Source organism: Streptomyces sp. NPDC008001 (assembly GCF_042958085.1).
In the GTDB taxonomy this organism is placed as follows: domain Bacteria; phylum Actinomycetota; class Actinomycetes; order Streptomycetales; family Streptomycetaceae; genus Streptomyces.
This window is the reverse complement of record NZ_JBIBIZ010000010.1, coordinates 138244-162739: the sequence shown is the minus strand read 5'-3', so window position 1 is coordinate 162739 and position 24496 is coordinate 138244. Positions and strand designations below refer to the sequence as shown.

General features: G+C 72.8%; 23 protein-coding genes. 21 read left to right on the top strand and 2 right to left on the bottom strand.

Annotation, left to right across the window (positions count from 1 at the left end; translation table 11 throughout):
- Positions 1-6 precede the first annotated feature (6 nt).
- The 6 genes from aroB to nusB all read left to right on the top strand — a co-directional run bounded on the left by aroB (position 7) and on the right by nusB (position 4851).
- On the top strand, positions 7-1098 hold the full coding sequence (gene aroB / locus ACFZCD_RS26740; protein WP_391835121.1) for a 3-dehydroquinate synthase: 1092 nt from the start codon (positions 7-9) through the stop codon (positions 1096-1098).
- Positions 1095-1562 carry a type II 3-dehydroquinate dehydratase gene (gene aroQ, locus ACFZCD_RS26735; RefSeq protein WP_391835119.1) on the top strand — a complete coding sequence of 156 codons (468 nt, stop codon included), beginning with the start codon at positions 1095-1097 and terminating at the stop codon, positions 1560-1562. Before aroB ends, aroQ begins: the two co-directional genes overlap by 4 nt.
- A 188-nt stretch (positions 1563-1750) precedes the next feature.
- On the top strand, positions 1751-2599 hold the full coding sequence (locus ACFZCD_RS26730) for an AAA family ATPase (protein WP_391835117.1): 849 nt from the start codon (positions 1751-1753) through the stop codon (positions 2597-2599).
- An 88-nt stretch (positions 2600-2687) separates the two neighbouring features.
- Entirely contained in the window at positions 2688-3797 is a 1110-nt protein-coding gene (locus ACFZCD_RS26725) for an aminopeptidase P family protein (protein ID WP_391835115.1), read from the top strand.
- A gap of 50 nt (positions 3798-3847) precedes the next feature.
- The gene (gene efp / locus ACFZCD_RS26720) at positions 3848-4414 is read left to right on the top strand and encodes an elongation factor P (RefSeq protein WP_391835113.1); all 567 of its coding nucleotides are present in this window, start codon (positions 3848-3850) and stop codon (positions 4412-4414) included.
- A gap of 2 nt (positions 4415-4416) precedes the next feature.
- Complete coding sequence (gene nusB, locus ACFZCD_RS26715) at positions 4417-4851, top strand: transcription antitermination factor NusB (protein WP_391835111.1); 435 nt, start codon at positions 4417-4419, stop codon at positions 4849-4851.
- Positions 4852-4982: 131 nt separating this feature from the next.
- On the opposite strand, the gene bldD is transcribed toward nusB, so the two are convergent.
- Positions 4983-5483, bottom strand: coding sequence for a transcriptional regulator BldD (gene bldD, locus ACFZCD_RS26710; RefSeq protein ID WP_004948690.1), 501 nt, complete (start codon positions 5481-5483; stop codon positions 4983-4985).
- Positions 5484-5717: 234 nt separating this feature from the next.
- On the opposite strand from bldD, the gene pyrR reads away from it, so the two are divergent.
- The 14 genes from pyrR to ACFZCD_RS26640 all read left to right on the top strand — a co-directional run bounded on the left by pyrR (position 5718) and on the right by ACFZCD_RS26640 (position 22370).
- A complete protein-coding gene (pyrR, locus tag ACFZCD_RS26705; RefSeq protein ID WP_391835109.1) occupies positions 5718-6308 on the top strand; it encodes a bifunctional pyr operon transcriptional regulator/uracil phosphoribosyltransferase PyrR in 591 nt (196 codons plus the stop codon).
- 129 nt (positions 6309-6437) lie between these two features.
- Positions 6438-7472 carry an aspartate carbamoyltransferase catalytic subunit gene (locus tag ACFZCD_RS26700; RefSeq protein ID WP_391835107.1) on the top strand — a complete coding sequence of 345 codons (1035 nt, stop codon included), beginning with the start codon at positions 6438-6440 and terminating at the stop codon, positions 7470-7472.
- Complete coding sequence (locus ACFZCD_RS26695; protein ID WP_391835105.1) at positions 7472-8758, top strand: dihydroorotase; 1287 nt, start codon at positions 7472-7474, stop codon at positions 8756-8758. Before ACFZCD_RS26700 ends, ACFZCD_RS26695 begins: the two co-directional genes overlap by 1 nt.
- Positions 8755-9324, top strand: a complete 570-nt coding sequence (locus ACFZCD_RS26690; protein WP_391835103.1) for a hypothetical protein — start codon at positions 8755-8757, stop codon at positions 9322-9324. The genes ACFZCD_RS26695 and ACFZCD_RS26690 overlap by 4 nt, the downstream gene beginning before the upstream one ends.
- Complete coding sequence (gene carA, locus ACFZCD_RS26685; protein ID WP_391835101.1) at positions 9321-10478, top strand: glutamine-hydrolyzing carbamoyl-phosphate synthase small subunit; 1158 nt, start codon at positions 9321-9323, stop codon at positions 10476-10478. The genes ACFZCD_RS26690 and carA overlap by 4 nt, the downstream gene beginning before the upstream one ends.
- Positions 10471-13779, top strand: coding sequence for a carbamoyl-phosphate synthase large subunit (carB, locus tag ACFZCD_RS26680; protein ID WP_391835099.1), 3309 nt, complete (start codon positions 10471-10473; stop codon positions 13777-13779). The genes carA and carB overlap by 8 nt, the downstream gene beginning before the upstream one ends.
- A gap of 92 nt (positions 13780-13871) precedes the next feature.
- The gene (locus tag ACFZCD_RS26675; protein ID WP_391835097.1) at positions 13872-15005 is read left to right on the top strand and encodes a quinone-dependent dihydroorotate dehydrogenase; all 1134 of its coding nucleotides are present in this window, start codon (positions 13872-13874) and stop codon (positions 15003-15005) included.
- Complete coding sequence (pyrF, locus tag ACFZCD_RS26670) at positions 15002-15868, top strand: orotidine-5'-phosphate decarboxylase (protein WP_391835095.1); 867 nt, start codon at positions 15002-15004, stop codon at positions 15866-15868. Before ACFZCD_RS26675 ends, pyrF begins: the two co-directional genes overlap by 4 nt.
- Positions 15869-16133: 265 nt before the next feature.
- Positions 16134-16457 (top strand): integration host factor, encoded by a 324-nt coding sequence (locus ACFZCD_RS26665; RefSeq protein ID WP_030365336.1) that lies wholly within the window; start codon positions 16134-16136, stop codon positions 16455-16457.
- A 38-nt stretch (positions 16458-16495) separates the two neighbouring features.
- Positions 16496-17086, top strand: coding sequence for a guanylate kinase (gmk, locus tag ACFZCD_RS26660; protein ID WP_391835093.1), 591 nt, complete (start codon positions 16496-16498; stop codon positions 17084-17086).
- A gap of 34 nt (positions 17087-17120) precedes the next feature.
- Positions 17121-17393 carry a DNA-directed RNA polymerase subunit omega gene (rpoZ, locus tag ACFZCD_RS26655; RefSeq protein ID WP_004948662.1) on the top strand — a complete coding sequence of 91 codons (273 nt, stop codon included), beginning with the start codon at positions 17121-17123 and terminating at the stop codon, positions 17391-17393.
- Between the two features lie 123 nt (positions 17394-17516).
- Positions 17517-18725 carry a bifunctional phosphopantothenoylcysteine decarboxylase/phosphopantothenate--cysteine ligase CoaBC gene (coaBC, locus tag ACFZCD_RS26650; RefSeq protein WP_391835091.1) on the top strand — a complete coding sequence of 403 codons (1209 nt, stop codon included), beginning with the start codon at positions 17517-17519 and terminating at the stop codon, positions 18723-18725.
- 175 nt (positions 18726-18900) lie between these two features.
- The gene (metK, locus tag ACFZCD_RS26645) at positions 18901-20109 is read left to right on the top strand and encodes a methionine adenosyltransferase (protein ID WP_391835089.1); all 1209 of its coding nucleotides are present in this window, start codon (positions 18901-18903) and stop codon (positions 20107-20109) included.
- A 101-nt stretch (positions 20110-20210) separates the two neighbouring features.
- Positions 20211-22370, top strand: a complete 2160-nt coding sequence (locus tag ACFZCD_RS26640; protein WP_391835087.1) for a primosomal protein N' — start codon at positions 20211-20213, stop codon at positions 22368-22370.
- 384 nt (positions 22371-22754) lie between these two features.
- Here the strand turns inward: ACFZCD_RS26640 and ACFZCD_RS26635 are convergent, their stop codons facing one another.
- Positions 22755-23264 carry a hypothetical protein gene (locus tag ACFZCD_RS26635; protein WP_391835085.1) on the bottom strand — a complete coding sequence of 170 codons (510 nt, stop codon included), beginning with the start codon at positions 23262-23264 and terminating at the stop codon, positions 22755-22757.
- 268 nt (positions 23265-23532) lie between these two features.
- Here ACFZCD_RS26635 and fmt point away from each other — a divergent pair, with 268 nt between their 5' ends.
- The gene (gene fmt, locus ACFZCD_RS26630) at positions 23533-24468 is read left to right on the top strand and encodes a methionyl-tRNA formyltransferase (RefSeq protein WP_391835083.1); all 936 of its coding nucleotides are present in this window, start codon (positions 23533-23535) and stop codon (positions 24466-24468) included.
- Positions 24469-24496: the final 28 nt, after the last annotated feature.

Sequence of the window (24496 nt, the reverse complement as noted above, 5' to 3'; positions counted from 1 at the left end):
GAACGCATGACCGACGCCCCCACCCGCATCCAGGTCGCCGGCAGCGCGGGCACCGACCCGTACGAGGTCCTGGTCGGACACCGGCTGCTGGGCGAGCTGCCCGGCCTCATCGGCACCAAGGCCAAGCGGGTCGCCGTGCTCCACCCCGAGGCGCTCGCCGAGACCGGCGAGGTGCTCCGGCAGGACCTCGCCGAGCAGGGCTACGAGGCCATCGCGATCCAGCTCCCGAACGCGGAGGAGTCCAAGACCGTCGAGGTCGCGGCCTACTGCTGGAAGGCGCTCGGGCAGACCAGCTTCACCCGCACCGACGTCATCGTCGGCGTGGGCGGCGGCGCCACCACGGACCTCGCCGGCTTCGTCGCCGCGACGTGGCTGCGCGGCGTGCGCTGGATCGCCGTGCCCACCACGGTGCTGGGCATGGTCGACGCCGCCGTCGGCGGCAAGACCGGCATCAACACCGCCGAGGGCAAGAACCTCGTCGGCGCCTTCCACCCGCCGGCCGGGGTCCTGTGCGACCTGGCCGCGCTGGAGTCGCTGCCGGTCCACGACTACGTCAGCGGCCTCGCCGAGATCATCAAGGCCGGCTTCATCGCCGACCCGGCCATCCTCGGCCTGATCGAGGAGGACCCGGAGGCGGCCCGCACCCCCGCCGGCAAGCACACCGCCGAGCTGATCGAGCGGGCGATCCGGGTCAAGGCCGACGTGGTCTCCTCCGACCTCAAGGAGTCGGGCCGCCGCGAGATCCTCAACTACGGCCACACCCTCGCGCACGCCATCGAGAAGAACGAGCGCTACAACTGGCGGCACGGCGCGGCGGTCTCCGTCGGCATGGTCTTCGCCGCCGAGCTCGGCCGCATCGCCGGCCGGCTCGACGACGCGACCGCCGACCGGCACAAGGCGATCCTGCAGTCCGTGGGCCTGCCGGTCACCTACCGCGGCGACCAGTGGCCCAAGCTGCTGGACACCATGAAGGTCGACAAGAAGTCGCGCGGGGACCTGCTGCGCTTCATCGTCCTGGACGGCCTGGCCCGGCCCACGGTCCTGGAGGGCCCCGACCCGGCGATGCTCCTCGCGGCGCACGCCGAGATCGCGGCGTGAGCGCCGTGCCGGAACAGCCGCAGAAGGTCCTGGTCCTCAACGGCCCCAACCTGGGCCGCCTCGGCTCCCGCGAGCCCGACGTCTACGGCTCGACCTCCTACAAGGGCCTGGTCGAGGAGTGCACCCGGCTCGGCGCGGAGCTCGGCTTCGCCGTCGAGGTGCGCGAGACCAACGACGAGGGCGAGATGGTCCGCTGGCTGCACGAGGCGGCCGACGGCGCCCTCCCCGTCGTCATCAACCCCGGTGCGTTCACGCACTACTCGTACGCCATGCGCGACGCGGCCGCCCAGCGCACCGCGCCGCTCGTCGAGGTGCACATCTCCAACCCGTACGCGCGCGAGGAGTTCCGCCACACCTCGGTGATCGCCGCGGTCGCCAGCGGCACCGTCGCGGGCTTCGGCATCGGCTCGTACCGGCTCGCGCTGCGGGCCCTGGCCGAGGAGCTCCCGGGCGCACCCGGCTGAGCCGGCTTCCGGCTCACTTCCCGGCTGATTCCGCCCACTTCGGGCACTTCCCGCCTTCCCCGGCCGTTCATCCCACGGCGGCCGGGGCAAGGGGGGAGGCCCGGGCCTCTCCGGTACTCTCCCCTCCTGGCCGGCCTCGCGGCCCATCACCACGCGCCAGTCGCCCGCACGAGACGGAGTGCCACCGCATGCAGCACGCAGTGGGAGCGCCGCTGCCACCGCCCCCCGGGCAGGGGCCGGGCAGCCGGCCGAACGGCCACCCGCCCCTGGGGTCCCACCCCGTACCTCCCGTCCCGCCCGCCCCCGTGGCCCCGCCCGCCGCGGGTCCCGCGCCGGGCTGGCCCGCCCCGCAGCCGCACGCGCACCCGCAGGTCCCGCCGCCGGCCCCGGCGCCCGCCGACCCGACCGGCCACCTCATGGTCCCGCAGGGCGCGCCCGCGCCGGGATCCGTGCCCGGCGCGCCCCCGCCGGACCCCGCCCACGCGGCCGTCGCGGTGCTCCTCATCGGCCCGGCCGGCGCCGGGAAGACCACCGTGGCCCGGCACTGGGCGGACACCCGCCGCGTGCCCACCGCCCACATCAGCCTGGACGACGTCCGCGAGTGGGTCCGCTCGGGCTTCGCCGACCCGCAGTCCGGCTGGAACGACCACTCCGAGGCGCAGTACCGGCTGGCCCGCCGCACCTGCGGCTTCGCCGCCCGCAACTTCCTCGCCAACGGCATCTCCTGCATCCTCGACGACGCCGTCTTCCCCGACCGGCCCGCCGTCGGCCTCGGCGGCTGGAAGCGCCACGTGGGCCCCGGCCTGCTGCCCGTGGTCCTGCTCCCCGGCCTGGAGGTCGTCCTGGAGCGCAACGCCGAGCGCACGGGCAACCGCCGCCTCGGCGACGAGGAGGTCGCCCGGATCCACGGCCGGATGGCCGGCTGGTACGGCTCGGGCCTGCCGATCATCGACAACTCCCAGCAGGACGTCACCACCACCGCCCGCCTCCTCGACGAGGTCGTCGCCCGCTCGCTGGCCAGCCCGCCCAGCTGGTGACCGGCTCCCGGCCGCCCCTCCGGCAGCGGGCGCCCGGTCGGACGCGCTGGGACGGCCGGGAACGCGGTGCCGCCGTAGGCTCGGTGCCATGTCCGAGGTCTACGCGGCGCGCCGCGACCGGCTGCGCGAGCGCTGCCACGCGGGCGGGAGCGCGGCCGCCCTGGTCACCGGGAACGCCAACGTCCGCTATCTGGCCGGCACCGCCCCGGCCGGGGCGGCCCTGCTCGTGTGCCCCGGCCGGGACGTCCTGCTGTGCCCGCGCGACGATCCCAGCGGCGACACCGCCGGCCCCCGGGCCGCGGAGGACCTGCAGGTCGTCGTGGTGCCGGAGGCGGAGGGCGACCCGGCCGTCGCCGGGGCCGAGCGCGCCGCGGCCGCCGGGGCCGGTTCGCTCGCCGTGGAGGAGCACCACCTGACGGTCTCCCGGCACCGCGCCCTGCAGTCCGCCGCTCCCCGGCTGCGCCTGACCGACCTCGGGACCGCCGTGGAGCAGCAGCGGCTCGTCAAGGACGCCGAGGAGATCTCCTCGCTCCGGATCGCCGCGGAGATCGCCGACCAGGCGCTGGGGGAGCTGCTGGAGTCGATCCTGGTCGGGCGGACCGAGCGGCACCTGGCGCTGGAGCTGGAGCGCCGGCTGGTCGACCACGGTGCGACGGGCCCGGCCTTCCCCACCTCGGTGGGCACCGGCCCGAACTCGGGGCTGGCCGGGCACCTGCCCGGCGACCGCCGGGTGGAGGAGGGCGACTTCCTCAGCGTGTGCGTGGGCGCCGACTACGGCGGCTACCGCAGCGAGATCGGCCGGACGTTCGTGATCGGCACCAGCCCGGCGGACTGGCAGATCGAGCTGTACGACCAGGTGTTCGCGGCGCAGCGGGCCGGCCGGGAGGCGCTCGCGCCGGGCACGCCGTACCGGGAGGTGGACCGTGCGGCGCGGGTGGTGCTGGAGGCCGCGGGGCACGGTGAGCGGGTCGGGCCGAGGATCGGACACGGCGTGGGGCTCGAAAACGACGAGGACCCTCGGCTGACACCTTCGGCAATGGGTAAACTGGACGCTTGCGTGCCGGTCACCGTAGATCCGGGGGTACACCTCCCGGGCCGCGGCGGAGTCCGGATCGATGACACGCTCGTCGTCCGCCCCGAGGCGGACGGCGGACCCGAGCTACTCACCATCACGACCAAAGAGCTGCTCGCGCTCTAGCGGGGCGCACCGCACTTTCTGGTTCCACCAGTCCAGGAGATACCGCAACCGTGGCATCCACGAACGACCTCAAGAACGGCATGGTGCTCAAGCTCGAAGGCGGCCAGCTCTGGTCCGTCGTCGAGTTCCAGCACGTCAAGCCCGGCAAGGGCCCCGCCTTCGTCCGTACGAAGCTGAAGAACGTGCTCTCCGGCAAGGTCGTCGACAAGACCTTCAACGCCGGCGTGAAGGTCGAGACGGCCACTGTCGACCGCCGCGACATGCAGTTCTCCTACATGGACGGCGACTACTTCGTCTTCATGGACATGAAGGACTACGACCAGCTCATGATCGACCGGAAGGCCGTCGGCGACGCCGCGAACTTCCTGATCGAGGGCTTCGAGGCCACCGTCGCCACGCACGAGGGCGAGGTGCTCTACGTCGAGCTGCCGGCCGCCGTCGAGCTGACCATCAAGCACACCGACCCGGGCGTCCAGGGCGACCGCTCCACCGGTGGCACCAAGCCCGCCGAGCTGGAGACGGGCTACGAGATCCAGGTCCCGCTCTTCGTCACCACCGGCGAGAAGATCAAGGTCGACACGCGCACCGGCGATTACCTCGGCCGGGTGAACAGCTAACCGTGGCCGCCCGCAGCAAGGCCCGCAAGCGCGCCTTCCAGATCCTCTTCGAGGCGGACCAGCGCGGCATCACCGTGCAGAACGTCCTCGCGGACTGGATCCGGCACTCGCGGTCCGACGACCGCCAGCCGCCGGTGAACGAGTACACGATGCAGCTGGTCGAGGGGTACGCCGAGCACGTGTCCCGGATCGATGAGCTGATCTCCACCTACGCGGTCGACTGGGACCTGGACCGGATGCCGGTCGTGGACCGGAACATCGTGCGGCTCGGTGCCTACGAGCTGATCTGGGAGGACGAGACCCCGGACGCGGTGGCGATCGACGAGGCGGTGCAGCTCGCCAAGGAGTTCTCCACCGACGAGTCGCCGGCCTTCGTCAACGGTCTGCTCGGCCGTTTCAAGGAGCTCAAGCCGAGCCTGCGCCGGGACGAGCAGTAGCGAGCCCGCTCGCGACTGCCCGGCCCGGGCACGCGCGGCTGTGACCGCACACAAAGCAAACCGCCTGGGGGCGGGAAGACCTTGAGGTCTTCCCGCCCCCAGGCGGTTGTAGTGATGAAGCGGACCAGCCGTCAGGCGTCCTCGTGCTGGACCGCGCGGCGCGCATCCGCATCGAGCACGCCCCAGCTGATCAGCTGCTCGGTGAGCACCGAGGGCGACTGGTCGTAAATGACGGCAAGGGTCCGCAGGTCGTCCTGGCGGATCGAGAGGACCTTGCCGTTGTAGTCGCCGCGCTGGCTCTGGATGGTCGCCGCGTAACGCTGGAGCGGGCCGGCCTTCTCGGCCGGCACGTGGGCCAGGCGCTCAAGGTCCAGAACCAGCTTCGGCGGCGGCTCGGCGGCGCCGCCCGGCGTGGTGCCGGGCAGCAGCTCCTGCACGGGAACCCCGTAGAAGTCGGCCAGCTCGGCCAGGCGCTGCACGGTCACGGCACGGTCGCCGCGCTCGTACGAACCCACTACGACGGCCTTCCAGCGACCCTGGGACTTCTCCTCCACGCCGTGAAGGGAGAGGCCCTGCTGGGTGCGGATGGCGCGGAGCTTGGCCCCGAGCTGTTTGGCGTATTCGCTGGACATAAAGCTCCCCGGACGCTGTATCGACGTGCGACGGCGTCTTCTCCGACTGCCGCGTGTCTGGTAACTCACTGTGAGGTTACGCAGCGTAATCTGACTTCGTCAAGCCGAATGGTCCATACCGTCCTCCAGGAGGGGTGACGGCGAGCGCCCCGCACCGCGCCTGGTACGGTGAAGGGGTAAATCCGACGTCCTTTAATGTCCGTCCCGTGAGGCGGAGAAGGAGGTCCGTTTCGTATGGACGCAATTTCCGAGGCGAGCCCCGCGGGCTCCGCCGCCCGTCCCGTGCTCGAGGCACCGGACATCGCCCGGGTCCTGACCCGCATCGCCCACGAGATCGTCGAGCGCGCCAAGGGCGCAGACGACGTGGTGCTCCTCGGCATTCCGACGCGCGGCGTCTTCCTCGCCCGCCGGCTGGCCGCCAAGCTCGAAGAGATCACCGGTGGCAAGACCCCGGTCGGCTCCCTCGACATCACCATGTACCGCGACGACCTGCGGCTCCGCCCGGCGCGGGCGCTCGCCCGCACCGAGATCCCCGGTGAGGGCCTCGACGGCCGCCTGGTCGTCCTCGTCGACGACGTGCTCTTCTCCGGCCGCACGATCCGCGCCGCGCTGGACGCCCTGAACGACATCGGCCGTCCGCGCGCCGTCCAGCTCGCGGTCCTCGTCGACCGCGGCCACCGCGAACTCCCCATCCGTGCCGACTACGTAGGCAAGAACCTCCCGACGTCACTGCGGGAGACGGTCAAGGTCCAGCTCACCGAGGAGGACGGGCGCGACAGCGTCCTGCTCGGCGTGCGCGCGGCCACCCCTGCCGACGCGCAGTAGCGAGCTCCTCCCGGACCCCGCCGCCGCGGGGCCGTGCCCCCGCATGCCCGGCCGCGCCCGGCCGCACCCGTCACCCGTATCCCGTATCCCCCGGATACGGACATACCTCCTACCCACGGAGTCACCCGGATGAAGCGCCACCTCATCTCGGCCGCCGACCTCACCCGCGACGACGCCGTCCTGATCCTCGACACCGCCGAGGAGATGGCGCGGGTCGCCGACCGGCCGATCAAGAAGCTGCCCACCCTGCGCGGCCGCACCGTCGTCAACCTCTTCTTCGAGGACTCGACGCGCACCCGCATCTCCTTCGAGGCCGCCGCCAAGCGGCTCTCCGCCGACGTCATCAACTTCTCGGCCAAGGGCTCCTCGGTCTCCAAGGGCGAGTCGCTGAAGGACACCGCCCTGACCCTGGAGGCGATGGGCGCGGACGCCGTCGTCATCCGCCACCACGCCTCCGGCGCCCCCTACCGGCTGGCGAACTCCGGCTGGATCGACGGAGCCGTCGTCAACGCCGGCGACGGCACCCACGAGCACCCCACCCAGGCCCTGCTGGACGCCTTCACCATGCGCCGCCGCCTGGTCGGCCGGGACGCCGGGCTGGGCCGCGACCTCTCCGGGCGCCGCATCACGATCGTCGGCGACGTGCTGCACAGCCGCGTGGCCCGCTCCAACGTCCACCTGCTGACCACCCTCGGCGCCGAGGTCACCCTCGTCGCCCCGCCCACCCTGGTGCCGGTCGGCGTCGAGACGTGGCCCTGCGAGGTCTCCTACGACCTCGACGCGGTGCTGCCGAAGTCCGACGCCGTGATGATGCTGCGCGTCCAGCGCGAGCGGATGAACGCCGCCTTCTTCCCGACCGAGCGCGAGTACGCCCGCCGCTACGGCCTGGACGGCGACCGCATGGCGAAGATGCCCGAGCACGCCGTCGTGATGCACCCCGGCCCGATGAACCGCGGCATGGAGATCACCGCCGAGGTCGCCGACTCCGCGCGCTGCACGGCCGTCGAGCAGGTCGCCAACGGCGTCAGCACCCGGATGGCCGTCCTCTACCTGCTGCTCGGCGGCTCCGAGCCCGCCGTGGCCCACCCGTCGCCCACCACCACCCTTGATGGAGGCGCTTCGCGCCGCCCCGCTGATTCCGCCCGCACCGAGGAGAACAAGTAATGTCCAAGATCCTGATCCGCGGTGCGAAGGTCCTCGGCGGTGAGCCCCAGGACGTCCTGATCGACGGCGAGACCATCGCCGAGGTCGGCACGGGCCTCAGCGCCGAGGGCGCCCAGGTCATCGAGGCCGCCGGCAAGATCCTGCTGCCCGGCCTGGTCGACCTCCACACCCACCTGCGCGAGCCCGGCCGCGAGGACTCCGAGACCGTCCTGACCGGCACCCGCGCCGCCGCGAGCGGCGGCTACACGGCCGTCTTCGCCATGGCCAACACCTTCCCCGTCGCCGACACCGCCGGCGTCGTCGAGCAGGTCTGGCGCCTCGGCAAGGAGTCCGGCTACTGCGACGTGCAGCCCATCGGCGCCGTCACCGTCGGCCTGGAGGGCAAGCAGCTCGCCGAGCTGGGCGCCATGCACGACTCCGCCGCCGGCGTCACCGTCTTCTCCGACGACGGCAAGTGCGTGGACGACGCGGTGATCATGCGCCGCGCCCTGGAGTACGTGAAGGCCTTCGGCGGCGTCGTCGCCCAGCACGCCCAGGAGCCGCGGCTCACCGAGGGCGCCCAGATGAACGAGGGCGTCGTCTCCGCCGAGCTGGGCCTGGGCGGCTGGCCGGCCGTCGCCGAGGAGTCGGTCATCGCCCGCGACGTCCTCCTCGCCGAGCACGTCGGCTCCCGGGTGCACATCTGCCACCTCTCCACGGCCGGCTCCGTCGAGATCGTCCGCTGGGCCAAGTCGCGCGGCATCGACGTCACCGCCGAGGTCACCCCGCACCACCTGCTCCTGACCGACGAGCTCGTCCGCTCGTACAACCCGGTCTACAAGGTGAACCCGCCGCTGCGCACGGAGCGCGACGTGATGGCCCTGCGCGAGGCCCTGGCCGACGGCACGATCGACATCGTCGCCACCGACCACGCCCCGCACCCGCACGAGGACAAGGACTGCGAGTGGGCCGCGGCCGCCATGGGCATGGTGGGCCTGGAGACCGCGCTGTCCGTCGTCCAGCAGACGATGGTGGAGACCGGGCTGCTGGACTGGGCCGGCGTCGCCGAGCGCATGTCCTTCAAGCCCGCCCGCATCGGCAGCCTCGCCGGCCACGGCCGCCCCGTCGCCGCCGGTGAGCCCGCCAACCTCACCCTGGTCGATTCCGCTTACCGTGGTGTCGTGGACCCCGCGGGCTTCGCCTCCCGCAGCCGCAACACCCCCTACGAGGGCCGCGAGCTGCCGGGACGCGTCACCCACACCTTCCTGCGGGGCCGGGCAACGGTCGTGGACGGGAATCTGGCGTGACACCTTTGATCAATCTGGCGGACGAGCAGAAGTCGCAGGCGGTCACCGACTGGGCCGCACGCGCCGGCTGGGTCGTCGGGCTGCTGCTCTTCATCGCGCTCGTCTACTGGCTGATGCGCGAGGGCTGGAAGTGGCGCGGCACGCTCCAGGGCGACCTGCCCGAGCTGCCCGCCGCCCCCGCCGGCCGGGGCGACCCCACCCTGACGATGACGGGCCGCTACCACGGCTCCACCACGGCCGGCCAGTGGCTCGACCGCATCGTCGCGCACGGCCTCGGCACCCGCAGCCGCGCCGAGCTCACCCTGACGGAGCAGGGCGTCACCGTCGTACGCCTTGGCGCCCAGGACTTCTTCATCCCCGCGGACCGGGTGCGCGGCGCCCGGCTCGACAAGGGCATCGCCGGCAAGGTCCTCACCGAGGGCGGCCTGCTGGTGATCACCTGGGTGCACGGCGACCGGGAGATCGACTCCGGTTTCCGCTCCGACCAGGCGGCCGAGCACCCCGCCTGGGTCGAGGCCCTCACCCACCTGCACCACCTGAACAGCGACACGGAAGGCGCACGATGACGACCTCCACAAGGGGGAGCTTCTCCCAGCGGGACAGGCAGATCCCCGCCGTACTCGTCCTGGAGGACGGCCGGATCTTCCGCGGCCGGGCCTACGGGGCCGTGGGGGAGACCTTCGGCGAGGCCGTGTTCTCCACCGGCATGACCGGCTACCAGGAGACCCTGACCGACCCCTCCTACCACCGCCAGGTCGTCGTGATGACCGCCCCGCACGTGGGCAACACCGGCGTCAACGACGAGGACCCCGAGTCGGCGCGCATCTGGGTCGCCGGCTACGTGGTGCGCGACCCCGCCCGCGTCCCGTCCAACTGGCGCTCCCGCCGGTCCCTGGACGAGGAGCTGGCCAAGCAGGGCGTCGTCGGCATCTGCGGCATCGACACCCGCGCCCTCACCCGCCACCTGCGCGAGCGCGGCGCCATGCGCGTCGGCATCTTCTCCGGGAACTCCCTGCCCGACGAGGGCACGATGCTCGCCGAGGTGCGCCAGGCCCCCGAGATGTCGGGCGCCGACCTCTCCGCCGAGGTCGCCACCAAGGAGACCTACGTCGTCCCCGCGGTCGGCGAGAAGCGCTTCACCGTCGCCGCGGTCGACCTGGGCATCAAGGGCATGACCCCGCACCGGATGGCCGAGCGCGGCATCGAGGTGCACGTCCTGCCCGCCACGGCCACCGCCGAGGACGTCTACGCCGTGAACCCCGACGGCGTGTTCTTCTCCAACGGCCCGGGCGACCCGAGCACCGCCGACCACCCCGTCGCCGTCATGCGCGAGGTCCTCTCCCGCAAGACCCCGCTGTTCGGCATCTGCTTCGGCAACCAGATCCTCGGCCGCGCCCTGGGCTTCGGCACGTACAAGCTGAAGTACGGCCACCGGGGCATCAACCAGCCCGTGCAGGACCGCACGACCGGCAAGGTCGAGGTCACCGCGCACAACCACGGCTTCGCCGTCGACGCCCCGCTCGACCGGGCGACCGACACGCCGTACGGGCGGGTCGAGGTCTCCCACGTGTGTCTCAACGACAACGTGGTGGAAGGCCTCCAGCTGCTCGACCAGCCGGCATTCAGCGTCCAGTACCACCCCGAGGCAGCCGCAGGCCCGCACGACGCCGCGTACCTGTTCGACCGCTTCGTCTCCCTGATGGAGGGCCAGCGTGCCTAAGCGCACCGACATCCAGTCCGTTCTGGTCATCGGCTCCGGCCCGATCGTCATCGGCCAGGCCGCGGAGTTCGACTACTCCGGCACCCAGGCCTGCCGCGTGCTGAAGTCCGAGGGCCTGAGGGTCATCCTCGTCAACTCCAACCCGGCCACGATCATGACCGACCCGGAGATCGCCGACGCCACCTACGTCGAGCCGATCACCCCCGAGTTCGTCGAGAAGATCATCGCCAAGGAGCGCCCCGACGCCCTCCTGCCCACCCTCGGCGGCCAGACCGCGCTCAACACCGCGATCTCCATGCACGAGAACGGCGTCCTGGAGAAGTACGGCGTCGAGCTCATCGGCGCCAACGTGGAGGCGATCCACAAGGGCGAGGACCGCGACCTGTTCAAGGGCGTCGTCGAGGCCGTCCGCACCAAGATCGGCCACGGCGAGTCCGCCCGCTCGGTCATCTGCCACACCATGGACGAGGTCATCGCCGGCGTCGACGAGCTCGGCGGCTACCCCGTCGTCGTCCGCCCCTCCTTCACCATGGGCGGCGCCGGCTCCGGCTTCGCCCACGACGAGGACGAGCTGCGCCGCATCGCCGGCCAGGGCCTCACGCTCTCCCCGACCACCGAGGTGCTCCTGGAGGAGTCCATCCTCGGCTGGAAGGAGTACGAGCTGGAGCTGATGCGCGACAAGAACGACAACGTCGTGGTCGTCTGCTCCATCGAGAACTTCGACCCCATGGGCGTGCACACCGGTGACTCCATCACCGTCGCCCCGGCGATGACGCTCACCGACCGCGAGTACCAGATCCTCCGCGACGTCGGCATCGCGATCATCCGCGAGGTCGGCGTCGACACCGGCGGCTGCAACATCCAGTTCGCGGTCAACCCCGAGGACGGCCGGGTCATCGTCATCGAGATGAACCCGCGCGTCTCGCGCTCCTCCGCGCTCGCCTCCAAGGCCACCGGCTTCCCGATCGCCAAGATCGCGGCCCGGCTCGCCGTCGGCTACACGCTGGACGAGATCCCCAACGACATCACCGAGAAGACCCCGGCGTCCTTCGAGCCCACGCTCGACTACGTCGTGGTCAAGGCCCCCCGCTTCGCCTTCGAGAAGTTCCCGGCCGCCGACGCCACCCTCACCACCACCATGAAGTCGGTGGGCGAGGCCATGGCCATCGGCCGCAACTTCACCGAGGCGCTGCAGAAGGCCCTGCGCTCGCTGGAGAAGAAGGGCTCCCAGTTCGACTTCGTCTCCGCCCCCGGCGACAAGACCGAGCTGCTGACCAAGGCCAAGGTCCCGACCGACGGCCGGATCAACACCGTCATGGCCGCGATCCGCGCCGGGGCCACCCCCGAGGAGGTCTTCGAGGCCACCCGGATCGACCCGTGGTTCGTCGACCAGCTCTTCCTGATCAAGGAGGTCGCGGACGACCTGGCCGCCGCCGTCCGGCTGGAGCCCGCGCTGCTGGCCGAGGCCAAGCGGCACGGCTTCTCCGACGCCCAGATCGGTGCGATCCGCGGCCTGCCCGAGGCCGTCGTCCGCGAGGTGCGGCACGCCCTCGGCGTCCGCCCCGTCTACAAGACGGTCGACACCTGCGCCGCCGAGTTCGCCGCGAAGACCCCGTACTTCTACTCGTCCTACGACGAGGAGACCGAGGTCGCGCGCCGCGAGAAGCCCGCGGTGATCATCCTGGGCTCCGGCCCGAACCGCATCGGCCAGGGCATCGAGTTCGACTACTCCTGCGTCCACGCCTCCTTCGCCCTCAGCGACGCCGGCTACGAGACCGTGATGGTCAACTGCAACCCCGAGACCGTCTCCACCGACTACGACACCTCCGACCGGCTCTACTTCGAGCCGCTCACCCTGGAGGACGTCCTGGAGATCGTCCACGCCGAGCAGGAGGCCGGGCCCGTCGCGGGCGTCATCGTCCAGCTCGGCGGCCAGACCCCGCTGGGCCTCGCCCAGGCGCTCAAGGACAACGGCGTGCCGATCGTCGGCACCTCGCCCGAGGCCATCGACCTCGCCGAGGAGCGCGGCGCCTTCGGCCGCGTCCTCACCGAGGCCGGCCTGCCCGCCCCGAAGTACGGCACCGCCTTCTCCTTCGACGAGGCCAAGGCCATCGCCGCCGAGATCGGCTACCCGGTCATGGTCCGCCCCTCCTACGTGCTGGGCGGCCGCGGCATGGAGATCGTCTACGACGAGCCCTCCCTCGCCGGCTACCTGGAGCGCCACGCGGGCCTGATCTCCGAGCACCCGGTCCTCATCGACCGCTTCCTCGACGACGCCATCGAGATCGACGTCGACGCGCTCTACGACGGCCAGGAGCTCTACCTCGGCGGCGTCATGGAGCACATCGAGGAGGCCGGCATCCACTCCGGCGACTCCGCCTGCGCGCTGCCCCCGATCACCCTCGGCGGCTTCGACATCAAGCGGCTCCGCGCCTCCACCGAGGCCATCGCCAAGGGCGTCGGCGTGCGCGGCCTGATCAACATCCAGTTCGCCATGGCCGGGGACATCCTCTACGTGCTGGAGGCCAACCCGCGCGCCTCCCGCACCGTCCCCTTCACCTCCAAGGCGACCGCCGTGCCGCTGGCCAAGGCCGCCGCCCGGATCTCCCTGGGCGCCACCGTCGCCGAGCTGCGCGCCGAGGGCATGCTGCCCCGGGAGGGCGACGGCGGCACGCTCCCGATGGACGCGCCGATCTCCGTCAAGGAGGCCGTCATGCCGTGGTCGCGCTTCCGCGACATCCACGGCCGCGGCGTCGACACCGTCCTCGGCCCGGAGATGCGCTCCACCGGCGAGGTCATGGGCATCGACAACCTCTTCGGCACGGCGTACGCCAAGTCGCAGGCCGGTGCCTACGGTGCCCTGCCCACCAAGGGCCGCGCCTTCGTCTCCGTCGCCAACCGCGACAAGCGCTCGATGATCTTCCCGGCCCGCGAGCTCGTCGCCCACGGCTTCGAGCTGCTCGCCACCTCCGGCACCGCCGAGGTGCTGCGCCGCAACGGCATCAACGCCACCGTGGTGCGCAAGCAGAGCGAGGGCGAGGGCCCCAACGGCGAGAAGACCATCGTCCAGCTGATCCACGACGGCCAGGTCGACCTGATCGTCAACACCCCGTACGGCACCGGCGGCCGCCTCGACGGCTACGAGATCCGTACGGCCGCGGTCGCCCGCGCGGTGCCGTGCCTGACCACGGTCCAGGCCCTCGCGGCCGCCGTCCAGGGCATCGAGGCGCTCACCCGCGGCGACGTCGGCGTGCGCTCCCTGCAGGAGCACGCCGAACACCTGACCGCCGCCCGGTCCTGACCCCTCCCGCCCACCCGCCCCCGGTCACCACCGGGGGCGGGTGGGCGGTCCCTCGGAACCTCCCTCTCGCCCGCGGAAGGCCCGGCACCACCATGTACTCGCTCTTCTTCCGACTGATCTTCCAGCGGATGGACCCCGAGAAGGCCCACCACCTGGCCTTCGCCTGGATCCGCGCCGCCGCCCGCGTCCCCGTCCTGCGCACCTTCGTCGCGGCCGTCCTCGCCCCGCGCCACAAGGAGCTGCGCACCGAGGCCCTCGGCCTGCGCATGCACGGCCCCTTCGGGCTGGCCGCCGGCTTCGACAAGAACGCCGCCGCCATCGACGGCATGAGCATGCTCGGCTTCGACCACGTCGAGATCGGCACCGTCACCGCGCAGCCGCAGCCCGGCAACCCCCGGAAGCGCCTCTTCCGCCTCGTCGCGGACCGCGCGCTCATCAACCGCATGGGCTTCAACAACGACGGCTCGGCGGCCGTGGCGGAGCGCCTGGCGGCCCGCAAGGCGGCCCTCGGCAACAAGCACGGCCGTACCACGGTGGGCGTCAACATCGGCAAGACCAAGGTCGTGCCGGAGGAGGAGGCCGTCGCCGACTACGTCACCTCCACCGAGCGCCTCGCCGCCCACGCCGACTACCTCGTCGTCAACGTCTCGTCGCCCAACACGCCCGGGCTCCGCAACCTCCAGGCCACCGAGGCGCTGCGCCCGCTGCTCACCGCCGTCCGCGAGGCCGCCGACCGCACGGTCACCTCGCGCCGCGTCCCGCTGCTGGTGAAGATCGCCCCCGACCTCGCCGACGAGGACGTCGACGCCGTCGCCGACCTCGCCGTCGAGCTGGGCCTGGACGGCATCATCGCCACCAACACCACGATCGCCCGCGACGGCCTGGGCCTGCGCACCCCGAAGCGCACCGTCGAGGCCATCGGCGCCGGCGGCCTGTCCGGCGCCCCGCTCAAGGCCCGCTCCCTGGAGGTCCTGAGCCGCCTGTACGCCCGCGTGGGCGACCGGATCACCCTCGTGGGGGTCGGCGGCATCGAGACCGCCGACGACGCCTGGGAGCGCATCCTGGCGGGCGCCACCCTGGTCCAGGGCTACAGCGCCTTCATCTACGAGGGCCCGTTCTGGTGCCGGAAGATCCACGCGGGTCTGGCCGAGCGCCTGGCGGCGAGCCCGTACGCCACCCTCGCCGAAGCGGTCGGCGCCGAGACCCGGAAGAAGGCTGCCGCATGACCCTCGAACCCTTCGGTGCCCGGCTGCGCCGCGCCATGGACGAGCGCGGCCCGCTCTGCGTCGGCATCGACCCGCACGCCTCGCTGCTGGCCGACTGGGGGCTCTCCGACGACATCGACGGCCTGGAGCGCTTCACCCGCACCGTCGTGGAGGCCCTGGCCGACCGCGTCGCCGTCCTCAAGCCGCAGTCCGCCTTCTTCGAGCGCTTCGGCTCGCGCGGCATCGCCGTCCTGGAGCAGGCCGTCGCCGACTCCCGGGAGGCCGGCGCGCTGGTCCTCATGGACGCCAAGCGCGGCGACATCGGCTCCACCATGGCCGCCTACGCCGCCACCTACCTCGACCCCGCCTCGCCGCTCTTCTCCGACGCCGTGACCGTGAGCCCCTACCTCGGCTACGGCTCGCTGCGCCCCGCCCTGGAGCTGGCCCGCGAGAGCGGCACCGGCGTGTTCGTGCTCGCGCTCACCTCGAACCCGGAGGGCGCCGAGGTGCAGCACGCCGTGCGCGCCGACGGGGCGAGCGTCGCCGCGACCATGCTGGACCACCTGCGGGCCGAGAACGCGGACGCCGCGCCCATGGGCTCGTACGGCGCGGTCGTCGGAGCCACCCTGGGCGGCTCCCTCGGCGCGGCCCGTGCGGATCTGGACATCAACGGCCCGCTGCTCGCCCCCGGCATCGGCGCGCAGGGCGCGACCGCGGCCGACCTGCCGAAGGTCTTCGGCGCGGCCGTGCGCGACGTGGTGCCGAACGTCAGCCGGGGCGTGCTCCGGCACGGCCCGGACGTGACGGCGCTGCGGGCGAGCGCCGAGCGGTTCGCCGGCGAGGTCCGGGAGGCCGTGAGCGCCGCGGATCCGTCGGCCGGGTAGCCGCCGGGGGTCCGCGGCGCGGGCGGCCGTGCCACCGTCCGCCGCGGAAGCGTCAAAATTGTTGGTCTATATGTCCGGAAAAGTCCTGGTCGAGCGAGTCTGACCAGGACTTTTCGCTTGTTCTCGCTGACTGGAGCGGAATCGGCCGCTAGTCTCCGACGAGAGCGAACGTGCAAGCGCGTTGCTCGTTGCTCCCCAGGTGTGGGCCGACTAGGTTCCTCACCGGTCCGTTATCCGACAGTTCGATATCCGAGGTGACGTAGGCGTGGCTCTTCCGCCCCTTACCCCTGAACAGCGCGCTGCCGCGCTCGAAAAGGCCGCCGCGGCTCGCCGGGAGCGCGCCGAGGTCAAGAATCGGCTCAAGCACTCCGGTGCCTCGCTGCACGATGTCATCGCGCAGGGCCAGACGAACGAAGTGATCGGCAAGATGAAGGTCAGCGCACTCCTCGAGAGCCTGCCGGGCGTGGGCAAGGTCCGCGCCAAGCAGATCATGGAGCGGCTCGGGATCTCCGAGAGCCGCCGGGTGCGCGGGCTCGGCTCGAACCAGATCGCATCTCTGGAGCGTGAGTTCGGCGGCAAGGCCGCCTGACGTTCCCAGGCACTCCCGCGAACCGGGATAATCGCTGCATGAGTACTGCAGTCTCCCGGGGGACGTCCCCCGTACCCCCGGCCAGACAACCGCGGCTGACCGTGCTCTCCGGCCCCTCCGGGGTCGGTAAGAGCACGGTCGTCGCCCATATGCGCAAGGCACACCCCGAGGTCTGGCTCTCGGTCTCGGCCACCACCCGCAAGCCGCGCCCCGGCGAGCAGGAGGGTGTCCAGTACTTCTTCGTCGAGGACGAGGAGTTCGACAAGCTCGTCGCCAACGGCGAGCTGCTGGAGTGGGCCGAGTTCGCGGGCAACCGCTACGGCACGCCGCGCCGGGCGGTCCTCGACCGCCTGGAGGCCGGCGAGCCGGTGCTGCTGGAGATCGACCTGCAGGGCGCCCGGCAGGTCCGCGAGACCATGCCGGACGCCCAGCTGGTCTTCCTGGCGCCGCCCAGCTGGGACGAGCTGGTCCGCCGGCTCACCGGCCGGGGCACCGAGTCGCCCGAGGTGATCGAGCGCCGCCTCGCCGCGGCCGAGGTCGAGCTCGCCGCGGGGTCGGAGTTCGACGTCACGCTGGTCAACACCTCCGTCGAGGACGTTGCGCGTGAACTGCTAGCCTTGCTCCGTTGACCATCTTTCTTCACCCCCCTTCGGAAGGCAGAGAGTGTCCTCTTCCATCACCGCGCCCGAGGGCATCATCAACCCGCCGATTGATGAGCTGCTCGAGGCAACCGACTCGAAGTACAGCCTGGTGATCTACGCCGCCAAGCGCGCCCGTCAGATCAACGCGTACTACTCCCAGCTCGGCGAGGGCCTGCTGGAGTACGTCGGTCCGCTGGTGGACACCCACGTCCACGAGAAGCCGCTCTCCATCGCGCTCCGCGAGATCAACGCGGGCCTGCTGACCTCCGAGGCCATCGAGGCCCCGGCGCAGTAAGCGCGCGGCGGCGCACGCGTCGCCTTCGTCTTTTTCGTCACCACGGGTCCGGTAGCGCCGCTGCCGGGCCCTTGGTGTGTCATGGGACCTGTACGCAACCGAAGGATGGGGAGAGCGCGAGCGATGGACAAGCCCAAGGTCGTCCTGGGAGTCAGCGGCGGGATCGCCGCCTACAAGGCGTGCGAGCTGTTGCGCCGGCTCACCGAGTCGGGCCATGACGTCCGCGTGGTGCCGACGGCCTCGGCCCTGCACTTCGTCGGCGAGGCGACCTGGTCGGCGCTGTCCGGCCACCCCGCCGGCACCGAGGTGTGGGAGAACGTCCACGAGGTGCCGCACGTGCGCATCGGCCAGGAGGCCCGGCTCGTCGTGGTCGCCCCCGCCACGGCCGACATGCTGGCCAAGGCCGCCCACGGCCTCGCCGACGACCTGCTGACGAACACGCTCCTCACCGCCCGCTGCCCGGTCGTCTTCGCGCCCGCCATGCACACCGAGATGTGGGAGAACCCGGCCACCCAGGAGAACGTGGCGACGCTGCGCCGCCGCGGCGCGATCGTCATCGAGCCCGCCGTCGGCCGCCTCACCGGCGCCGACACCGGCAAGGGCCGGCTGCCCGACCCCGAGGAGATCTTCGAGGTCTGCCGCCGGGTGCTGGCCCGCGGCCCCGAGGGCCCGGTCGCCGACCTCGCCGGCCGCCACGTGGTCATCAGCGCCGGCGGCACCCGCGAGCCGCTCGACCCCGTCCGCTTCCTCGGCAACCGCTCCTCCGGCAAGCAGGGGTACGCCCTGGCCCGTACCGCCGTCGCGCGCGGAGCCCGCGTGACGCTCGTCGCCGCCAACAGCGAGCTGCCCGACCCGGCCGGCGCCGACGTCATACGGGTGGGCACGGCCCTCCAGCTGCGCGAGGCGGTCCTGAAGGCCGCCGAGGACGCGGACGCCGTCGTGATGGCCGCGGCGGTGGCCGATTTTCGCCCTGCGCATTATGCCGAGGGCAAAATCAAGAAGAAGGACGGCGAGGAGCCGGCGGCCGTCGGGCTCGTCCGGAACCCTGACGTCCTCGCCGAGCTCTCGGCGCACCGGCCGCGCCCCGGGCAGATCGTCGTGGGCTTCGCCGCGGAGACCGACGACGTCCTGGCCAACGGTCGTGCCAAGCTCGCCCGCAAGGGCTGTGACCTGCTGGTTGTCAATGAGGTGGGGGAGCGGAAGACCTTCGGTTCGGAAACGAACGAGGCCGTCGTCCTGGCCCCCGACGGCTCCGAGACCCCGGTGCCCCACGGTCCCAAGGAGGACCTCGCGGACACCGTCTGGGACCTCGTCGTACGGCGCTTCCCGTGAGCCTTCCGCGCGCCGGAGCGTGCCGGTGTCGCAGGTCACCAGGCCGGTGATACGAGACAGGATGCCCCAACCACGAGAACGCCGGATAAACTGACCGAGGACCCAGCGCCGAGCGCAGCTCTCGGCCGGGTCCGTCAATGATCAGCCAGCAGCCGCTGCAACCCCAGGGAGCGATGTGTCCCGCCGCCTGTTCACCTCGGAGTCCGTGACCGAGGGTCACCCCGACAAGATCGCTGACCAGATCAGCGACACCATCCTCGACGCCCTGCTGCGCGAGGACCCCACGTCCCGCGTCGCCGTTGAGACCCTCATCACCACGGGCCTCGTCCACGTCGCCGGTGAGGTGACGACCAAGGCCTACGCGCCGATCGCCACGCTCGTGCGCAACAAGATCCTCGAGATCGGTTACGACTCGTCCAAGAAGGGCTTCGACGGCGCGTCCTGCGGCGTCTCGGTCTCCATCGGCGCCCAGTCGCCCGACATCGCCCAGGGTGTCGACGCCGCCTACGAGGCCCGCGTCGAGGGCGACGAGGACGAGCTCGACAAGCAGGGCGCCGGCGACCAGGGCCTGATGTTCGGCTACGCCTGCGACGAGACGCCCAACCTGATGCCGCTCCCGATCGAGCTGGCCCACCGGCTCTCGCGCCGCCTCTCCGAGGTCCGCAAGAACGGCACGATCCCCTACCTGCGTCCCGACGGCAAGACCCAGGTCACCATCGAGTACGACGGCAACAAGGCCGTCCGCCTCGACACCGTGGTCGTCTCCTCGCAGCACGCCTCCGACATCGACCTCGACTCCCTCCTCGCACCCGACATCCGCGAGTTCGTCGTCGAGCACGTCCTCAAGGAGCTCGTCGAGGACGGCATCAAGCTGGACACCGACGGCTACCGCCTCCTGGTCAACCCGACCGGCCGCTTCGAGATCGGCGGCCCCATGGGCGACGCCGGCCTGACCGGCCGCAAGATCATCATCGACACGTACGGCGGCATGGCCCGCCACGGCGGCGGCGCGTTCTCGGGCAAGGACCCGTCCAAGGTCGACCGCTCGGCCGCGTACGCGATGCGCTGGGTCGCGAAGAACGTCGTGGCCGCGGGCCTGGCTTCGCGCTGCGAGGTGCAGGTCGCCTACGCGATCGGCAAGGCCGAGCCGGTCGGCCTGTTCGTCGAGACCTTCGGCACGAACACGATCGACACCGACAAGATCGAGAACGCCATCGCCGAGGTCTTCGACCTCCGCCCGGCCGCGATCATCCGCGACCTCGACCTGCTGCGCCCGATCTACTCGCAGACCGCCGCGTACGGCCACTTCGGCCGTGAGCTGCCCGACTTCACGTGGGAGCGCACGGACCGCGTGGAGGCCCTGAAGAAGGCCGCGGGGCTGTAAGCAGTCCGGGGCGACGCCCCGGTCACCGCTGTCCGGACGCCGGGCGGGCCGGAACTCCGGCCCGCCCGGCGTTGTCAGTGGGGTCTGGTAGGACTGTGGCTGTGAGCAGGGAGAACGGGCGGTCTCAGGGCGGTACCCCGGAGCAGGGGGAGCAGCTCGCGCTGATACGTGAGAGCGTGCGCGCGGCCAAGGCCAAGGCGCCCAAGGCCAAGCCGCGCACGTGGCGGGGGGCGCCGCTGGCCAAGACGCTGCCGGTCGCGCGGGTGCTCGTGGACAAGGGGCCCGTCCACCTGGACCGCCTGTGGGACTACGCGGTCCCCGAGGAGCTCGACGCCGATGCCCGGCCGGGCGTGCGGGTGCGGGTGCGGTTCGGCGCCGGGACGCGCAATGTGCGCGGGGGGCGCCGGGAAGGCGGCGGGCTGCTCGACGGGTACATCGTCGAGCGCGTGGCCGAGTCCGACTTCCAGGGGCCGCTCGCCGCGATCGCCCAGGTGCTCTCGCCCGAGCCCGTGCTCAGCCCCGCGCTCTACGAGCTCTGCCGGGCCGTCGCCGACCGGTACGCCGGTTCGCTCGCCGACGTGCTGCAGCTGGCCGTGCCGCCGCGGCACGCCCGCATCGAGGCCGAGCCCTCGCCCGCGCCGCTGCCTCCGCCGGGGGCGCCGGAGGCCGGGAGCTGGTCGCGGTATCCCACGGGGCCCGCGTTTCTCGACGCGGTGGCCCGCGGGGACACCCCGCGGGCGGTGTGGACCGCCCTGCCCGGCCCGCACTGGCCGCACGAGCTCGCGCGGGCCGCGGCCGCGGCGCTGTCGGCCGGGCGCGGTGCGCTGGTCGTCGTGCCGGACGGGCGGGCCGCGGCGCGCGTCGACGCCGCGCTCGGGGAGCTGCTGGGGGAGGGCCGGCACGTCCTGCTGACGGCCGAGCTCGGCCCCGAGGAGCGCTACCGCCGCTGGCTCGCGGTCAGCCGGGGCTCGGTGCGGGCCGTGGTCGGCACGCGGGCGGCGATGTTCGCGCCCGTGCGGGACCTCGGGTTCGCCGCCGTCTGGGACGACGGGGATTCCAGCCACAGCGCGCAGAACGCCCCGTATCCGCACGCGCGCGAGGTGCTGGTGCAGCGTGCGGTGCACGAGAAGGCGGCGTTCCTGCTGGGCGGCTTCGGCTGCACGGTGGACGCCGCCCAGTTGGTGAACACGGGATGGGCCCTGCCGCTCGCCGCCGCCCGCGAGACCGTGCGGGCCGTCGCCCCGGTCGTACGGACCGTCGGCGACAGCGACGAGGCCCGTGACGAGGCCGCGCGGGCCGCCCGGCTGCCCAGTCACGCCTGGCAGGCCGCCCGCGAGGGCCTCAAGCACGGGCCGGTGCTGGTGCAGGTGCCGCGGCGCGGCTATGTGCCCCGGCTGGGCTGCGAGCGGTGCCGCGAGCCCGCCCGCTGCGGGCACTGCGCGGGGCCGCTCGAGGCCGGGGACGCCGACGGCGCGCTGCGGTGCGGGTGGTGCGGGCAGGAGGCGCCACCCGGCTGGCACTGCCCCGAGTGCGGCGGCTCCCGGCTGCGGGCCCGGGTCGTCGGTGCGCGACGCACCGCCGAGGAGCTCGGCCGGGCCTTCCCGTCCGTGCCCGTACGGACCTCCGGGCGTGACCACATCCTCGACACGGTGCCCGACCGGCCCGCGATCGTCGTCTCCACGCCCGGCGCGGAGCCCGTCGCCGAAGGCGGCTACGCCGCGGCCCTGCTGCTGGACGGCTGGGCGCTGCTCGGCTTCCCCGACCTGCGGGCGGGGGAGGAGGCGCTGCGGCGCTGGCTGTCCGCGGCCGCCTTGGTCCGCGGGCAGGAGGACGGCGGCGTCGTGGTCGTGGTCGCCGAGCCCACGCTGCGGCCCGTGCAGGCGCTCGTGCGGTGGGATCCCGCCGGGCATGCGATGCGGGAGCTTGCCGACCGGGCCGAGCTGGGATTTCCGCCGGTGTCCCGGATGGCGTCGGTCTCCGGCCCGCCGGAGGACGTCGCGGACCTGCTCGCCGCGGCGGAGCTGCCGGACGATGCGGAGGTGCTCGGGCCGGTGCCCTTGCCGGTGCCGGCCGCGGGCCGCCCGGCTCCCGGCCGGGGGCACCCCCAGCCGGGGGAGCGGTGGGACCGGGCCCTCGTCCGGGTCCGCCCCGGCCGCGGCGCGGCGCTCGCCGCGGCGCTCAAGACCGCCCAGGCGGCGAGACTGGCCCGCCGCAACGGCGAACCGGTCCGCCTCCGGATCGACCCTCCGGACATCGGCTGACGGCTTGCCTCCGGCGGGGGCCCGTCGGCCTTGGCCCGGCGTGACCCGCACGGCCAGTGGCCTGGCGGTGGGCGGAGCACCGCCGTGGCGGAGGAATTGCTCAGCGCTGGCCGCTGTCGCGGCGGCCCCTACTCCGCCGCGACGGCGCTCGGCTCTCGCGTCGGGGTCCGGCGGTGCCCGGCGACCTGAGGCGGGCTGGGCACCGCTGCGGTGTTTCGCGCGGATCGCCGTTGTGGCGGTCTCTACTCCGCCGCGATGGCGCCCAGCCCCCGCGGCCGGATCCGGCGGTGCCCCGCCGGCCTGAGGTGGGCCGGGCGCCGCCGATGTGCTTGTGGTGGGTTGCTCGCCGTTGCGGCGGAGGGAATGTCTCGCGCCGGCCGCAGGTCAGCCGTTGCGGGGGGCCGGGAAGGCCGGGGGGCGTTGTTCCTCGCGGTGGGACGGGGACGGGGCCTGGCCGGGCACCGTGCGGGCGGCCGGAACGACCGGCACCGGGGCCGGCTCGGCCGTACGGACCGCCTCCGCGGCCTCCGCCGCCCCCTGCCCGTTCGCACGGCGCGCCCCGTAACGCCGGTGCACCGCCTGCTTGGTGACCCCGAGCGCCGAGCCCACCGCGTCCCACGAGAAGCCGAGCGAGCGGTCGAAGTCGACCGCGGCCGTCACCAGGGTCTCGACGCTGTCCCGCAGCTCCTGCGCCAGCCGTACGGTCGGCGCGGGGGCCCGCCCGTAGACGACGAAGCCGGCCGAGGGGCCGGTGCGCCGCGGGCGGTAGACGTTGCCCAGCTGAGCGGTGAGGGTGCGCAGGGCGTCCACCTGCCTGCGGACCCGCTCGATGTCCCGGACCAACAGATGCAGGCTGGCCCGTGCCTGGGCGTCGTGGGTTGCGTGGTCGGCCATGAAGAAGCCTCTCGGACCGGCGGGGTAAAAGGACGGAAAATGGCGAGAGTTGACGCGTCAGTCGACGAGCAACGGAAGAGGGCCGCGGCGGCGGCCCGGTGCGGTCAATCTCTCTTGACCACAACGCGCCATTGGCCGCCGGGTCACGGTATGGGGGCGCACATCCGCCGGAATGAGGCGCGTGACAATCCGTACGCCCCCCGAGGCTGCGGCCCTTAGACTGGTGGGCCGTTCCGTTCGGCGCTCGAGGAGAGGTAGTTCGCCACCCATGAGGCTCGTCTTCGCCGGTACCCCCGAGGTCGCCGTTCCCGCCCTCGACGCCCTGCTCGCCTCGGACCGCCACGAGGTCGTCGCAGTCGTCACCCGGCCCGACGCCCCCGCCGGCCGCGGCCGCCGCCTGGTCGCGAGCCCGGTCGCCGAGCGCGCGGAGGAGGCCGGCATCGAGGTGCTCAAGCCCGCGCGCCCGCGCGACGAGGACTTCCTCGCCCGGCTGCGCGAGATCGCCCCGGACTGCTGCCCGGTCGTCGCCTACGGCGCGCTGCTGCCGAAGGCCGCCCTGGACATCCCCGCGCACGGCTGGGTCAACCTGCACTTCTCGCTGCTGCCCGCCTGGCGCGGCGCGGCGCCCGTGCAGCACGCGATCCTCGCGGGCGACGAGGTCACCGGCGCCTCCACCTTCCTCATCGAGGAGGGCCTGGACTCGGGCCCGGTCTTCGGCGTGGTCACCGAGCAGGTGCGGCCCACCGACACCAGCGGCGACCTGCTGACCCGGCTCGCGTTCGCCGGCTCCGGGCTGCTCGCCGCGACCATGGACGGCATCGAGGACGGCACGCTGAAGGCCGTGCCGCAGCCCGCCGAGGGCATCTCCCTCGCCCCGAAGATCAATGTCGAGGACGCCCGCCTGGACTGGTCCGCCCCGGCCCTGCGGGTCGACCGCGTGGTGCGCGGGTGCGCCCCCGCGCCGGGCGCCTGGACGGTCTTCCGCGGCGAGCGGCTGAAGGTCATGTCCGTGACGCCCGCCCCCGACCGGGCCGGCCTGGCCCCCGGTGAGATCGCCGCCGCCAAGAACTCCGTGCACGTCGGCACCGGCTCCCACGCGGTCGAGCTGCAGTGGGTCCAGCCGCAGGGCAAGAAGCCGATGAAGGCCGCCGACTGGGCCCGTGGCGTCCGTATCGCCGCAGGCGAGCGGCTCGGCGCGGCCTGAGCGCAGAGCGTAGGCTGGACACCTTCGC